Origin of the sequence: Staphylococcus sp. GDY8P45P, assembly GCF_017892745.1 — a bacterium.
GTDB classification, from domain to species: domain Bacteria; phylum Bacillota; class Bacilli; order Staphylococcales; family Staphylococcaceae; genus Staphylococcus; species Staphylococcus cohnii.
The window spans coordinates 134,354-148,788 of the sequence record NZ_JAESLS010000005.1 but is presented as its reverse complement, the minus strand read 5'-3'; the positions used below and the strand labels follow the sequence as shown (position 1 = coordinate 148,788).

Sequence of the window (14,435 nt, the reverse complement as noted above, 5' to 3'; positions counted from 1 at the left end):
TTTATGTCAAAAGGTTTAAAACTATCAGAAATTTTAGTAACCGTACTTATAGCTGTTGTTTTTGCAATCGTTTATAATATTTGGACTTTAGTATATAAAGCAGTGCAGGTTTCTGGTCTTCATCTAGAAGAATTAACATACGGTGCGTGGTTTATGGCCGCAATTGTTGCATACCTGATCATACCAAAAGCTGGTATTGCCATTTTAGCTGAATTTGCAGCAGGTGCAGGTGAAACGATTGTTATGGGCAGATTTGATATTCCCACAATGGTCTATGCGTTACTTCAAGGATTAGCATGTGAAATTATTTTCGCTATTTTTAGATACAAATCACGTTCGGCAATGGTAGCTATGTTAGCAGGATTTTTAGCATCTGTTGCGACACTTCCCCTTGATTTTGCTTATGGTTATTTAGGAGAAATTGCGGGTTGGAACTTAACACTTTATATCGTATTTAGATTGATTAGTGGTATTGTTGTGGCTGGATTGTTGTCCTATTATATTGTGAAAATATTAGATCAAACTGGCGTCACTAAATTATTCAGACCTGCAACACAAAAAGATTATGACAATTTATAAGGAGCATAAAAGTTGATAGTCACTGAAAATCTACGTCTTAAATATCCAAATGGACAAAAGAAAATATTCGACAATTTATCACTTCATATTAAAGATAAAGAAAAAGTGCTTATACTCGGCCCTTCTGGTTCAGGTAAAAGCACGCTACTTAATGTTTTAAGTGGTATCGTACCAAATCTTATTGATTTACCTATGAAATACGATAAATTAGAGATTGATCATGATTGTGGTGTTATTTTTCAAGAGCCTGATAGTCAGTTCTGTATGCCAAAAGTATATGAAGAACTCGCTTTTGTCCTGGAAAACTTACAAACACCCCGACACAAAATGGATGCCATGATCGAAACAGCACTCGACTCTGTAGATTTAAACGTAAATAAAGACCAATATATCAATAATTTAAGTGGTGGTATGAAACAAAAATTAGCTATTGCAGAAACATTATTACAACAAGCCGACACTTTATTTTTAGATGAACCAACAGCGATGTTAGATGTACCATCAACGGAAGACTTATGGAATAAGATTAAAGCCCTATGGCAAGACCAAACTGTTATCATAGTTGAACATAAAGTAGAACATATATGGCAACATATTGATCGTGTTATATTATTAAACTATGATGGTGTCATTATTGGCGATGTCTCACCCGCTGACATATTAAAAAACTATGAACACCTTTTATCCGAATATGGTGTTTGGCATCCAAAAGCGTGGGACAACGCACCTTCACCTATCGATTTACAACCATCTAATGTACAAAACGCCGATAATCATCTATTGCTTTTTGAACAAGGTTCTGTAAAAAGAAGAAAACAAATACTTATTGATATACCAAAATTCAATGTTACTAGCGGGGAATGGATTACAATTACTGGTGCAAACGGTTCAGGTAAGACTTCCTTATTAGAATCGATCATGCAGCTCATTAAATATGATGGCACAATGTTTTTTGATGGCAAAAAACTCACTAAAATTAAAGAAGCTGCTAAAAATATGTATCTTGTATACCAAAATCCTGAACTTCAATTTATTGCAAATTCGGTTTACAAAGAAATCTTCATCCAAAACAAAGCCAATTACCCTTCCATATCAGAAGCTGATGATAAAACTGTACAAATGCTTAAAATGTTAAATTTAGAAGATGTACAATCACAACATCCGTACGAATTGTCAATCGGTCAAAAACGTAGACTGAGTGTCGCCATAGCTCTAAGCTCTTCATCAGACTATATTTTATTGGATGAGCCAACGTTCGGTTTAGATAGCCATAATACTTTTAATTTAATTAAATTATTCCAGCAACGCGTTAAAGATGGTCAAACTATCATTATGGTTACACATGACCCTGAGATTATTGCACGCTATCCTACACGTAAATTGTATGTAAGAAAAAAACAAATACTAGAGATAGCAGGTGATAATCATGTTTGAAATGTGGAAAAAGCGTTACTCCTTCATGGATGACGTGAATATCATTACGAAATTAACATTAGCTGTTATTTTGTTTTTCTTTGTTATATTTGTACATCAATTTGATTACATGATTTATATTTGCTTATTGATGTTCCTATTTTTATTACTATTCAATGGTATAAAATTTAAAATTACATTTGCTTTTATTTTCTTTACTATTACTTTCAGCTTAATTTCAGCTTTATTCATGATTTTTTATGGTGAAGGTACACATATTTTGTTTAAATTTGGATTTATTCAAATTAGCACTGAAAGTTTGGTTAGAGGGCTACATTTAGCATTACGTACAACAACCGTCTCATTTTTCGGTATCTTAATTGCTTTCACATCTGAAATTGTAATGGTCTTTTATAGTCTTATGCAACATTTAAAAGTTAAACCCAAAGTTGCTTATGCGTTTATGGCTGCTATACGAATGGTTCCATTAATGATTAGCTCTTTAGTTCAACTTAGGAAGTCTTTAAAAATGAGATATCAAATTATCTCTCAACAAAATTACAATATATTAAACAGAATCAAACATCTTATTATTCCACTTTTAAGCCAAAACATTAGAAAAGCACATCAACTTGCTGTTGCAATGGAGAAAAAAGGTTTTAAAGATGGTCCGCGCACCTATTATTATCATGCGCCTTTCTCGTATAAAGACATTCTATTAATCATCGTTTTTAGCATCATTTTGATAGTTGCTTATTTCCTAGCACTTCACTTACCGATTACGGGTATAAACGATGTTCGTATAAAAAATATATATTAACGATTACCTTATTTTATCCAAAATTCATTACTATCCAATTTATAGAGATAAGACAAAAACTAAACCACTTTGTCTTATCTTTTTGATATAATCATTTACATAAATTTGTATGTGATTGTATATCCTTTAATAAAAATGCTATGTTAAAAACTTAAAAATCGTAATTTCTATACACTGCTAATAGAAATTACGATTTTTTATGAATATTTATAGATGTTTTATTGCTTTATTGCTAATATCTTTTCGATAAAATAACGCGTCACTTTGAATCTTTTCTGCAGCTTTATAAGCATTTGCTTTAGCGCTTGCAATATCATTGCCCTCTCCCAATGCTAAGATGACACGTCCACCATTGGTTACAAATTTATCTTTATCTCGTTTCAAACCACTGACAAAATAATTACCATTTAAATCAAACCCTGAAACTGCTTTGCCTTTTTCGTAATTACCAGGGTACCCTTTAGAAGCAAGCATTACACCAACAATCGAAGCATCTTTCCACTTAAAGGTTATTTTATTTTTAGCTTCTAAGTCTATGATATGTTGCATTAAATCGCTTTCCAATCTTGTCAGTAATACTTGTGCTTCAGGGTCACCAAATCTTGCATTAAATTCTATTACTTTCGGGCCATCTGCTGTTAAAATCACGCCAATATAAAGAACACCAAAAAATTCATAACCTTCTTTATACAAAGCTTTGGCTATAGGTTGTGCAATTACTTCATTAGTAAGCTGAAGGACTTCTTTATTTATGTGAGGTACGGGGCAATACGCCCCCATCCCTCCAGTATTAGGCCCTTTATCATCGTCATATGCACGTTTGTGATCTTGTGCAATACAATCAAACGGCACAGCGTAATCACCATTTACAAATGTCATCAATGAGAATTCTTCACCTTCTAAGAATTGTTCAAAGACAACCGTACCAAGCTCTTGTGGATACAATGAGTGAACTGCTTCTTCAGCTTCATCATAATTCTCGGCTATAATAACACCTTTACCAGCTGCCAAACCATCTTTCTTTAACACGATAGGATATTGGCATGTTTTAATATAACGTAACGCATCTGTTTTATTTGATATTTCTTTGTATTCTGCAGTAGGAATATGGTATTTCTGCATTAATTGCTTTGCGAATAATTTCGATCCTTCAATCTGAGCAGCTGCTTGATTAGGACCAAATACTTTGATCTTTTTTGCGATTAGTTTGTCTGCTAAACCTTCAGTAAGTGGCTGTTCCGGTCCAATAATGACCCACGAAATATTATGCGCAACAGCAAATTCAACAATTTGATTATGGTCTGTTTCTGCTATTTCACAATGTACATTTGCAATGTCTGACATTGCATCATTTCCTGGAATTGCAAAAATTTCATTTACGAGTGAAGACTGTTTTAACTTATGTGCTAAAATATGTTCTCTTCCGCCTGTGCCAATGACTAGTACTTTCATAAATAATTTTGCCTCCAATATTTTAATGTTTAAAGTGTCTAATGCCAGTAGTTACCATTGCAATGCCATATTTATTCGCCATATCTATTGAATCTTGATCTTTAATTGAACCACCAGGTTGAATGATGGCTTTAATACCATGTTGCGCAGCAAGTTCTACTGTGTCATCCATTGGGAAGAAACCATCCGATACCATTACGACGTTATCATTAATTTCAACCGCACGTTCTATTGCAATTTTTGCTGATCCTACCCGATTCATTTGCCCCGCACCAATACCGACTGTTTGTTTATCGTTGCATAAGATAATTGCATTACTTTTAACAGAAGCGACCACTTTCCATCCAAGTAACATTGCATTCCATTGAGCTTCTGTAGGTACACTTTCTGTAACAATTGTTAAGTCATCACTTTTTATTAATACATTATCTTTATCTTGTATTAAATATCCACCTGAAACAGATACTATTTCTTGCTCATTATTATCGATTGTCATATCAATTTCTAATAATCTTATATTTTTCTTCTTACTTAAAATAGCTAACGCTTCCTCAGAAAATTTTGGTGCAATAATCACTTCCAAGAATATACTGTGCAGCGTTTCTGCCAAAGTGGCGTCAACGGTTCTATTTAATGCTACTATGCCTCCGAAAATAGATTGACTGTCTGCTTCAAATGCACGCTGATATGCTTCAGAAATGTTTGTACCAATACCTACACCACAAGGATTCATGTGCTTAACAGCAACTGCAGCTGGCGTTTCAAATTGTTTAACTAATGACAGCGCCGCGTCTGCATCTTTGATATTGTTATAACTCAATTGCTTACCATGCAATTGTTTCGCGCCACCTAACGTATGATTAGCATCTGATGTTCTTATAAATGAAGCTTGTTGTTGTGGATTTTCACCATATCTTAAACTTTCTTTATTTTCCTTAAAGAAATCAACAATTGCTTGATCATATTGATTCGTATGTTCAAATACTTTAATCATCAATGATTTTCTATAAGATTCATCTAATTGATTTGATTTTAGTTTTTCAATAACTTCATTATAGTCTGATGGATGTACGATTGTAGTAACGTGTTTGAAGTTTTTAGCTGCTGCACGTAACATTGTAGGTCCACCAATATCTATATTTTCAATCGCGTCATTTTCTGTAACATCTGGATTTGCAACAGTCTCTTTGAATGGATATAAATTTACGACTACCATGTCTATTAAATCAATTTGCTGTTCTTTTAATTGTGCTAAATGTTCTGGTTTATTGCGATCAGCTAAAATACCGCCATGAACAGCTGGGTGTAATGTCTTGACTCTCCCATCCATAATTTCATCAAAATGTGTGAGTTCTGATATAGATTTAACTGCAATATTTGCTTCAACTAACGCTCGCATCGTACCACCAGTTGAATACAACTCGTATCCTAATTGTTGGAGTGATTGTGCAAAAGGTACAATACCTGTTTTATTAGATACACTTATAATTGCCTTTTTCATGTTTATTGGCACCTCTTATTGAATAATTTTTGAAATAACTTCTGGATATAATTCATGTTCAATCGCTTTTATTCTTTCTTCTAATCGTTCTTTCGTATCGTCCGGTTTTATTTCACATGTACGTTGTTCAATAATTTCTCCTGTATCCATCCCACTATCTACGAAATGTACTGTTGTACCTGTAATGTTGTCACCACTATTTAATGCTTGACCAATCGCATCTTTACCTCGATATTTTGGCAATAACGAAGGATGAATATTAATGATGCGTTTTTGATATGCATTTAATATATTTTCACCGATTAATTTCATATAACCAGCTAAAATAATCCATTCAACTTTTTCTGTAGTTAACCATTCAATGATTTTCCGCTCATAGTCTGCTTTAGAATCAAAATTTTTAAGCTCATTAATATGTACATCTAATTGATACTTTCTTGCGCGCTCAATACAATAAGCATTTACTTGATCCGTATATAATGCAGTCACTTCAATTTGAGGTAAATTACCTGCTTCTATATGTGACATGATACTTTCAAAGTTACTTCCAGATCCTGAAGCAAAGATAGCAATTTTCGTCACTTTTATACCCCCGTCAAATGAATTGGTTCTTCACTTTTAACAATTTCACCAATTCTATATGCATTTACTTGTGCTTCTTTTAGTGTGTTTAATACTTTAGCTTCATCATTAGCATCAACAACTATGGTAAAACCAATGCCCATATTGAATACATTGTACATTTCTTTGGTTGAAATGCTGCCTTGCTTTTGTAACCATTCAAATATTTTTGGTGTTGGAAATTGTGTTACATCAATTGTTGCACCCACGCCTTCAGGCAGCACTCTTGGAATATTTTCAATAAATCCGCCGCCAGTGATATGTGTCATCGCATGTATATGTACGTGTTCTTTTACAGCTAATACAGGCTTGACATATAATCGAGTAGGTTCTAAAAAGATATCCAAAAATGTGTGATTTTGATCAAATTTATTTTGTAGATCAATACCTGATTTTTTTATTAAATTTCTCACTAAGCTATAACCGTTGGAATGTATACCACTTGATTCAAGTCCTATAATTACATCACCTGATTTTACGGCAGAGCCATCTATATATGCTTCTTTTTCAACTGCTCCTACAGCGAATCCAGCCAAATCATATTCACCTTCATGATACATCTCACCCATTTCAGCTGTTTCACCACCTATAAGTGCTGTATTCGTAGCTTCACAACCGTCACTAACCCCTTTGACAATCTGTTCAATAACTTCTGGAACTACTTTGTTAGTAGCAATATAATCTAAGAAATATAATGGTTCTGCACCAGTTGTTAAAATATCATTGACACACATCGCTACTGCATCAATACCTATCGTATCGTGTTTGTTGTTATCAATCGCTAACTTTAATTTAGTGCCAACGCCATCTGTACCAGATACGAGCAATGGTGCTTTCATATTTAACTGTGATAAATCAAATGTTGCACCAAATCCTCCTAATCCACCTAAAACTTCTTTACGCATTGTTCGTTGAACATGGCTTGACATACGTTCAACCGCTTCGTAACCTGCACTAATATCAACGCCTGCTTGTTGGTATGCTTTAGACATTTAAATTACCCTCTCTATCAAAGTATTGTTTATGATTTGCTAAATATTCTTTTTGACGTTCGCTTAAATGTTCAAAATAATCTTTTTCATAATCATAAAGACCAGCAGGATAATCACCTGTAAAACTTTCTACACATAACCCTTTATATGGTGCATCTACTTCAAGGCCAATTGAATCTATCAAACCAGCTACAGTTAGATAGGCCAAAGAATCAGAGCCAATATGTTCGCTGATTTCTGAAGGTGATTTATTCGCTGATATTAGTTCAGCAGTTGTAGAAACATCTATGCCATAAAAGCTTGGAAACATAAATTCTGGAGAGGCAATACGTACATGCACTTCATTAGCTCCAGCATCTTTTAGCATTTGGACAATGCGTTTGCTTGTCGTTCCTCTAACAATAGAATCATCCACTAAGACGATATTTTTGCCTTGTACGATATCTTTTACTGCCGATAATTTGACCCTTACACCTTGCTCTCGTAATTCTTGTGTCGGTTGAATAAATGTACGTGCTACATATTGGTTTTTGACCAAGCCCATTTCATATGGCAAACCACTTTGTTCAGCATAACCAGATGCTGCTGAAAGTGATGAATTAGGTACGCCAATAACCATATCCGCATTATCAACAGGACTTTCTAATGCTAATTGTTTACCAGATTGTTTACGAATAGCATGAACATTTTTTCCTGCAATAGTAGAATCTGGTCTAGCAAAATAAATGTACTCCATAGCTGATATTGCTGTATTCGTGTGTCTCGTATAAGATTCTATTCGAATTCCTTCATCATTGATAACCACATATTCACCTGCATGAATGTCTCTAACGAACTCTGCACCTAAAACATCTACGGCACAAGTTTCACTTGCAATGATATAGGCACCTGTTTTCATTTTTCCTACAACTAATGGTCTAATTGCATTTGGATCAACAGCACCATATAACGCATCCTTTGTTAATAGTGCAAATGTAAAACCACCTTTTATTTTACGTAAACTTTCCTGTAATGCTTCCTCAAAGGTTGGTGCTTTACTTTTACGAATTAAATGCATAATTACTTCTGTATCTGAAGAAGAATGAAAAATAGAACCTTGATGTTCTAAAGACTTTCTTAAACTTTGTGCATTAATAAGATTTCCGTTATGACAAACTGCAACGCTCATATCATAAAAATGGTACAAAAATGGTTGTATATTTTCTATACCTTTATTGCCTGACGTAGCATATCGTACATGACCAATCGCATGTTGATAAGATTTAAATGCTTCCAACTGAGTATCTGTAATAGCTTCAGTCAAAAGACCAAGTCCTCTTTCTCCAGTAAGTTTTTGGCCGTCAGAACACACCATACCTGCGCCTTCTTGACCTCTATGTTGTAAACTGTGTAACCCCATATACGTCAATTGTGCTGCCTCGTGATGATTCCAAATACCAAAAACGCCACACTCTTCATTTAATCCGTTGTAGTCATACATTTAGGAATTGCTCCTTCCCACTGTTCATTCAATTGTTTCACATCACGTGAAATTATAGTGTCGCCATTTGAAACTACAAATTTTTCATTTTCTGTTAATGTACCAACTTGAATGGCATCTGCTATTTCTAAAGGTTGATCGCCTTTTACAGCCACAATATAACGCCCTTGTGTTTCGCTGAATAATTGCTCATGCTTAAGATTTAAAGTTACATCTAAGCCCATTTGATAATGTGCACTAATACGAGCTAATGTCATTAACAGTCCACCTTTACCAACTGTTTGGACGTGAGAAGCAATGCCACTACGGATTGCTTTTTTAATTGACTCCCCTCTTTTGACTTCATTTGATAAATCAATGGTTTCAACCTCGTGATTCACTTTACCGTAAAGTAATTTTTCAATTTGGCTCCCACCAAAATCGCTATGTGTATCGCCTACAATATAAAGCGTATCACCTGCTTTGGGCGTGAAATCATTGAAATAATCAATTTCTTCAATCAAACCAACCATGCCTACAACGGGTGTAGGGAATATTGAAGTCTCTTTTGTTTCGTTATACAGAGAAACATTACCCGAAACTACTGGCGTCTTTAATATTTCACAAGCTTCTGCCATACCTTTCGTAGAATCTGCTAATTGTTGATAAATTTCTTTTTTCTCTGGTGATCCATAGTTCAAACAATCAGTCATCGCTAAAGGCGTAGCACCAACAGAGATCAAATTACGGTATGCTTCTGCTACTACCATCTTTCCACCTTCATATGGATTATTAAAGACAAATCGTGCTTCACCATCTATCGTAGAAGCAATTGCTTTATTTGAACCTTCGACACGAACAACGGAAGATTGTAATCCTGGTTTGACAATAGTATTCGCACCAACTTGTTGATCATACTGTTCATATAAATAGCGTTTGGAAGCAATTGTTGGATGAACAAGTAAACGATTAAATATATCTTCAACATCAATATCACTATAGTCATTTTGTGGTTCATTATATAGCGGTGTTTCACCTTCAAGTATATATACAGGCGCTTCATCAGATAATGGCTGTACTGGTATATCAGCGAAAATTTCATCTTCATATGTAAGGACAAAACGATTTGTATCTGTAACTTCACCGATAACTGCACTATCCAATTCGTGTTTATCAAATAAATTCAAAAATTTAGCTTCAGATCCTTTTTCTACTACTAATAGCATACGTTCTTGGGTTTCAGAGAGCATCATTTCATAAGGAGAAATACCTTTTTCTCTTGTTGGTACTTTTTCTAATTGTAGATGTAAGCCACTGCCACCTTTAGCAGCCATTTCTGACGAGGATGATGTTAGACCAGCAGCTCCCATATCTTGGATGCCAACAAGTTCATCAAACGTAATTGCTTCTAACGTCGCTTCCATAAGTTTTTTACCTACAAATGGGTCACCAATTTGTACTGATGGACGTTTACTTTCACTATCTTCGCTTAGTTCTTCTGAAGCAAAAGTAGCGCCATGAATACCATCACGACCTGTTTTCAACCCTACATATATAACCGAATTACCCGAACCTTTAGCAGTACCTTTTTGAATTTTATCGTGATCAATAATACCCACACACATTGCATTCACCAGTGGATTGCCATCATATCTATCATCAAACTCTATCTCACCCGCTGTAGTTGGAATTCCAATACAATTACCATAGCCACCAATACCGGCTACTACACCACGTAATAAACGACGATTTTGTTTTTCTGTCAATTCACCAAAGCGTAAACTATTCAATAAATTTATCGGTCTAGCACCAATGGAAACAATATCTCGTATAATGCCTCCGACACCTGTTGCCGCACCTTGATAAGGTTCAACAGCTGAAGGATGATTATGTGATTCAACTTTAAATACCACTGCTTGATTGTCACCAATATCTACCACACCCGCACCTTCACCAGGCCCCATCAATACATGTTCGCCTGAAGTTGGAAACTGAGTTAAAAATGGTTTTGAATGCTTATAAGAACAATGTTCACTCCACATTACAGAGAAAATGCCAATTTCAGTAAAATTGGGTTCACGACCTAGAATTTCACATACTTTATCGTATTCTGACTCTGATAATCCCATATCTTTATATAGTTTTTCTAATTTGATTTCTTCCACACTTGGTTCAATAAACTTAGACATTTTGTTCCCTCCAACTATTTACCATTGCTTCAAATAATTTAACGCCACTATCAGTTCCTAATAAAGAGTCCATTGCGCGTTCGGGGTGCGGCATCATGCCACAAACATTTCCATTTTCATTGACAATACCTGCAATATCATTGTACGAACCATTGGGATTATCCTTATACTTTAAAATGATTTGATTGTTTTCTGCTAATCTGTCATACATTTCTGATGTACAATAGTAATGACCTTCACCATGCGCTACAGGATATATTACTGTTTCATTTTCTTCATATAATTTGGTATAGGGCGTTTGGTTATTTACAACTTTTAATAGCTCATTTCGGCTTACAAATAAATGTGAATCATTATGCAATAAAGCGCCTGGAAGCAAACCTATCTCAGTAAGAATTTGAAATCCGTTACAAACACCTAATACTGGTTTCCCTTCATTCGCGAAACGTTTAACTTCTTCAGTGATAGGTGCAACACTTGCCATCGCACCTGAACGTAAGTAGTCACCAAATGAAAACCCACCGGGTATTAACACACCATCAAAACCTTCTAATGATGTATTTCTATAGTCCACATATTCTGCTTCTACACCGGATTTCAATGCTGCATTATACATGTCCCTATCACAATTAGATCCTGGGAATTTTAGCACTGCAAATTTCATTATGCTTTCTCCCCTTCTTCCAATACTTTATAGCTATATTCTTCAATAACTGTATTTGCAAAAAGTTTTTCGCTTAAAGTAGTAACGACATTGTGAACAGCAGCATCAGTAGCTTCATCAACTGTCATGTACAATAATTTACCAACACGTATATCATTAACTTGTGTGTATCCTAGATCATGTACTGCGCGATTTAAAGCTTGTCCTTGTGTATCTAATACTTGTGGTTGTAATGTGATATGCAATTCAATTGTTTTCATTTTATAGTTCCTCCAATTTATTAAGAAAAGTTTGATAAGTTTCTATGATTGAACCCGTTTCTTCACGATAAACATCTTTATCAAAATTTGTATCACTATATTTATCCCAAATACGACATGTATCGGGTGAAATTTCATCTGCTAATAGAATTTGACCATCCTTGCTGCGCCCAAATTCTATTTTGAAATCTACAAGTCGTAAATCCATACCATCCATTAATTCAATTAACACTGCATTAATTGTTTTTGCTGCCTCTTTTAACTTTTCAATTTCTTCTTTACTAGCTAAATGTAATAACTGTATGTGATCTTCAGTAATTAAAGGATCATTTAAATCATCGTTTTTATAGAAGAATTCAACTAAAGGATTTTCAAACGTATGTCCTTTATCAAAGCCTAATCTCTTTGTTATAGAACCCGCAGCGATGTTTCTCACTACGACTTCTAATGGTATAATTTCCACAGATTTCACGAGTTGTTCAGTTTCTGATAGTTGCTCGATAAAGTGACTATCAATATCACGTTCTTGAATAAAACTAAAAATTCTAGAAGTAATTTGATTATTTAAACGACCTTTACCTTCTATAAAATCTTTTTTCGCTCCATTGCCGGCTGTGACTTCATCCTTATATTCAATTCGAAGCACATCCGATTGCGCCGTAGAAAAAATTCTTTTTGCTTTTCCTTCATATAACAAAGACATTAGCTATGTCTCCCTTCAAAATGATTTAGTAAAGTTTGTTCTGTTTGTTCTACATGATTTGTCAGCATAGTAAGGTGACCCATTTTTCGGTCAGGCTTGCGGCTTATTTTGCCATAAATATGTACATGCCATTCAGGATGAACATCGAATTTATGTTCCAATAAATCTAAATCTCTTCCTAATAAATTCATCATTACACTAGGTTTTAATAATTCAATTTTTTCTGGTAACCGGTGACCAGTAACTGCTAATATATGTGTATCAAATTGCGAATAATCGCATGCTTCTATTGAATAATGTCCAGAATTATGAGGCCTAGGTGCAATTTCGTTCACAAACAATTGATTGCTTGTATCGATGAAAAACTCCACCGTGAACGTACCCACAAAATGAATATGTTTGATAATTTTCTCAACTTCTTTTCGTGCCATTTGTTCAATTTGTGGTTGTACACGAGCAGGTACAACTGTCTTAAATAATATTTGGTTTTGATGTTCATTCTCTTGTAATGGAAAATACGTGATTTGATTATCGTTACCGATGGTTACTGTTAAAGAAACTTCTTTTTGTAGTTCTAAAAATTTTTCAGCAACACATTCTTGTTTATTAATTAATGTTTTAGCATTATCCAAATCTGCTTCATTTGTAATAAGCGCTTGCCCTTTTCCGTCGTATCCACCAAATCTTGTTTTTACCATAAACGGAAAACCAATATTTTCTACAGCTTGAGATAAACTGTCTGCATCGGATAACTTCATAAATGGTGCTACTTGAGTTCCGGCATTTTGCAATGTTTGTTTTTCAATCAATCTATCTTGTAATAGTTGTATAGCTTGATAACCTTGAGGAATATTATATTGGGAAACTAATGTTTGTAATTGATTCGCAGAAATATTTTCAAATTCATATGTGATAACGTCGGATAATTCACCTAGTTGAACAAGCGATTGTTCGTCATCATAGTTTGCATTTATAAACTGATGTGCTACATGTTGGCATGGACAATTTTCATCGGGATCTAACACAATAACTTTAAAACCCATTTTCTGAGCAGATTGTGCCATCATTTTACCTAATTGCCCACCACCAATAATTCCAATCGTTGATCCAAATGATAGTTTATTGAAGTTCATGTTGCATCTCACTCACTTTCTCAACCAATGATTTTTCATAATTTTCCAAATTCTTTTGGACTACTTTATTACCAATGCTGAGCATTCTGGCAGCAAGTATTCCCGCATTTTTTGCCCCAGATTTCCCTATAGCTGTTGTAGCCACAGGAATACCACCTGGCATTTGGACAATAGATAGGAGAGAGTCTAATCCTTTTAAGCTTTTAGATTCTATAGGTACACCAATTACTGGTAACGTCGTCATCGAGGCAACCATACCTGGTAAGTGTGCTGCACCACCAGCACCAGCAATAATGACATCATAGCCATCATCTCTGGCTCCTTTAGCAAATTCATACATTAATTGAGGCGTACGATGTGCAGAAACAACTTTCTTTTCATACGGTATATCTAGTTGCTCTAACATTTGACAACTTTCTTTCATAGTCTCCCAATCGGAAGAACTACCCATTATGACTACCACTTTCAAAATGAACACCCTTTCAGAAATTTGAAATGTTATGACTATTAGATGTATATTACAGATATAGCATAACAACTAAAAATCGCTTTTTCAATCAAAAATCGAACTTTAACACAAAAAAATCGTTAAATTTTCGTCTTTTGGTTGAAAAACATGATGGTAATTATGTTAAAGTTAAGTAAAGTT

General features: G+C 34.5%; 14 protein-coding genes. 3 read left to right on the top strand and 11 right to left on the bottom strand.

The annotated features are described in order from the left end of the window. Positions 1 to 3: 3 nt before the first annotated feature. From KA873_RS04205 to KA873_RS04195, 3 genes are read left to right on the top strand one after another with little or no spacing between them, the layout of a single operon-like run. On the top strand, positions 4 to 579 hold the full coding sequence (locus tag KA873_RS04205) for an ECF transporter S component (protein WP_019468131.1): 576 nt from the start codon (positions 4 to 6) through the stop codon (positions 577 to 579). Positions 580 to 591: 12 nt separating this feature from the next. After that, positions 592 to 2,013: an ABC transporter ATP-binding protein gene (locus tag KA873_RS04200; protein ID WP_210140171.1), complete on the top strand. Its 1,422-nt coding sequence runs from the start codon at positions 592 to 594 to the stop codon at positions 2,011 to 2,013. Then, a complete protein-coding gene (locus KA873_RS04195) occupies positions 2,006 to 2,812 on the top strand; it encodes an energy-coupling factor transporter transmembrane component T family protein (protein ID WP_107384855.1) in 807 nt (268 codons plus the stop codon). The genes KA873_RS04200 and KA873_RS04195 overlap by 8 nt, the downstream gene beginning before the upstream one ends. A gap of 207 nt (positions 2,813 to 3,019) precedes the next feature. Here the strand turns inward: KA873_RS04195 and purD are convergent, their stop codons facing one another. Genes purD through purE form a run of 11 tightly spaced genes read right to left on the bottom strand, consistent with a single transcriptional unit; the run spans position 3,020 to position 14,255 of the window. Continuing rightward, on the bottom strand, positions 3,020 to 4,264 hold the full coding sequence (gene purD / locus KA873_RS04190) for a phosphoribosylamine--glycine ligase (protein ID WP_107504841.1): 1,245 nt from the start codon (positions 4,262 to 4,264) through the stop codon (positions 3,020 to 3,022). Between the two features lie 22 nt (positions 4,265 to 4,286). Continuing rightward, complete coding sequence (purH, locus tag KA873_RS04185; RefSeq protein WP_107384857.1) at positions 4,287 to 5,765, bottom strand: bifunctional phosphoribosylaminoimidazolecarboxamide formyltransferase/IMP cyclohydrolase; 1,479 nt, start codon at positions 5,763 to 5,765, stop codon at positions 4,287 to 4,289. Positions 5,766 to 5,780: 15 nt separating this feature from the next. Beyond that, positions 5,781 to 6,347 (bottom strand): phosphoribosylglycinamide formyltransferase, encoded by a 567-nt coding sequence (gene purN / locus KA873_RS04180; RefSeq protein ID WP_107384858.1) that lies wholly within the window; start codon positions 6,345 to 6,347, stop codon positions 5,781 to 5,783. Between the two features lie 2 nt (positions 6,348 to 6,349). After that, entirely contained in the window at positions 6,350 to 7,378 is a 1,029-nt protein-coding gene (gene purM / locus KA873_RS04175) for a phosphoribosylformylglycinamidine cyclo-ligase (RefSeq protein WP_107384859.1), read from the bottom strand. Continuing rightward, complete coding sequence (purF, locus tag KA873_RS04170) at positions 7,371 to 8,858, bottom strand: amidophosphoribosyltransferase (RefSeq protein WP_107504842.1); 1,488 nt, start codon at positions 8,856 to 8,858, stop codon at positions 7,371 to 7,373. The genes purM and purF overlap by 8 nt, the downstream gene beginning before the upstream one ends. Beyond that, positions 8,837 to 11,026: a phosphoribosylformylglycinamidine synthase subunit PurL gene (gene purL / locus KA873_RS04165; RefSeq protein WP_107384861.1), complete on the bottom strand. Its 2,190-nt coding sequence runs from the start codon at positions 11,024 to 11,026 to the stop codon at positions 8,837 to 8,839. Before purL ends, purF begins: the two co-directional genes overlap by 22 nt. Further along, positions 11,019 to 11,690 carry a phosphoribosylformylglycinamidine synthase I gene (purQ, locus tag KA873_RS04160; protein WP_107504843.1) on the bottom strand — a complete coding sequence of 224 codons (672 nt, stop codon included), beginning with the start codon at positions 11,688 to 11,690 and terminating at the stop codon, positions 11,019 to 11,021. The genes purL and purQ overlap by 8 nt, the downstream gene beginning before the upstream one ends. Further along, complete coding sequence (purS, locus tag KA873_RS04155) at positions 11,690 to 11,950, bottom strand: phosphoribosylformylglycinamidine synthase subunit PurS (protein WP_019468141.1); 261 nt, start codon at positions 11,948 to 11,950, stop codon at positions 11,690 to 11,692. The genes purQ and purS overlap by 1 nt, the downstream gene beginning before the upstream one ends. Position 11,951: 1 nt before the next feature. Further along, on the bottom strand, positions 11,952 to 12,653 hold the full coding sequence (gene purC, locus KA873_RS04150) for a phosphoribosylaminoimidazolesuccinocarboxamide synthase (RefSeq protein ID WP_107384863.1): 702 nt from the start codon (positions 12,651 to 12,653) through the stop codon (positions 11,952 to 11,954). Continuing rightward, positions 12,653 to 13,786 (bottom strand): 5-(carboxyamino)imidazole ribonucleotide synthase, encoded by a 1,134-nt coding sequence (gene purK / locus KA873_RS04145; protein WP_107384864.1) that lies wholly within the window; start codon positions 13,784 to 13,786, stop codon positions 12,653 to 12,655. Before purK ends, purC begins: the two co-directional genes overlap by 1 nt. Continuing rightward, positions 13,773 to 14,255, bottom strand: a complete 483-nt coding sequence (gene purE / locus KA873_RS04140) for a 5-(carboxyamino)imidazole ribonucleotide mutase (protein WP_107384865.1) — start codon at positions 14,253 to 14,255, stop codon at positions 13,773 to 13,775. The genes purK and purE overlap by 14 nt, the downstream gene beginning before the upstream one ends. Between the last annotated feature and the right edge of the window lie 180 nt (positions 14,256 to 14,435).

What these genes read in the sequence shown, in the direction of transcription:
- KA873_RS04205 (WP_019468131.1), top strand. Translation starts at nt 4, where the DNA reads ATGTCAAAAGGTTTAAAACTATCAGAAATTTTAGTAACCGTACTTATA.
- KA873_RS04195 (WP_107384855.1), top strand. Translation starts at nt 2,006, where the DNA reads ATGTTTGAAATGTGGAAAAAGCGTTACTCCTTCATGGATGACGTGAAT.
- purD (WP_107504841.1), bottom strand. Translation starts at nt 4,264, where the DNA reads ATGAAAGTACTAGTCATTGGCACAGGCGGAAGAGAACATATTTTAGCA.
- purH (WP_107384857.1), bottom strand. Translation starts at nt 5,765, where the DNA reads ATGAAAAAGGCAATTATAAGTGTATCTAATAAAACAGGTATTGTACCT.
- purM (WP_107384859.1), bottom strand. Translation starts at nt 7,378, where the DNA reads ATGTCTAAAGCATACCAACAAGCAGGCGTTGATATTAGTGCAGGTTAC.
- purF (WP_107504842.1), bottom strand. Translation starts at nt 8,858, where the DNA reads ATGTATGACTACAACGGATTAAATGAAGAGTGTGGCGTTTTTGGTATT.
- purL (WP_107384861.1), bottom strand. Translation starts at nt 11,026, where the DNA reads ATGTCTAAGTTTATTGAACCAAGTGTGGAAGAAATCAAATTAGAAAAA.
- purQ (WP_107504843.1), bottom strand. Translation starts at nt 11,690, where the DNA reads ATGAAATTTGCAGTGCTAAAATTCCCAGGATCTAATTGTGATAGGGAC.
- purS (WP_019468141.1), bottom strand. Translation starts at nt 11,950, where the DNA reads ATGAAAACAATTGAATTGCATATCACATTACAACCACAAGTATTAGAT.
- purC (WP_107384863.1), bottom strand. Translation starts at nt 12,653, where the DNA reads ATGTCTTTGTTATATGAAGGAAAAGCAAAAAGAATTTTTTCTACGGCG.
- purK (WP_107384864.1), bottom strand. Translation starts at nt 13,786, where the DNA reads ATGAACTTCAATAAACTATCATTTGGATCAACGATTGGAATTATTGGT.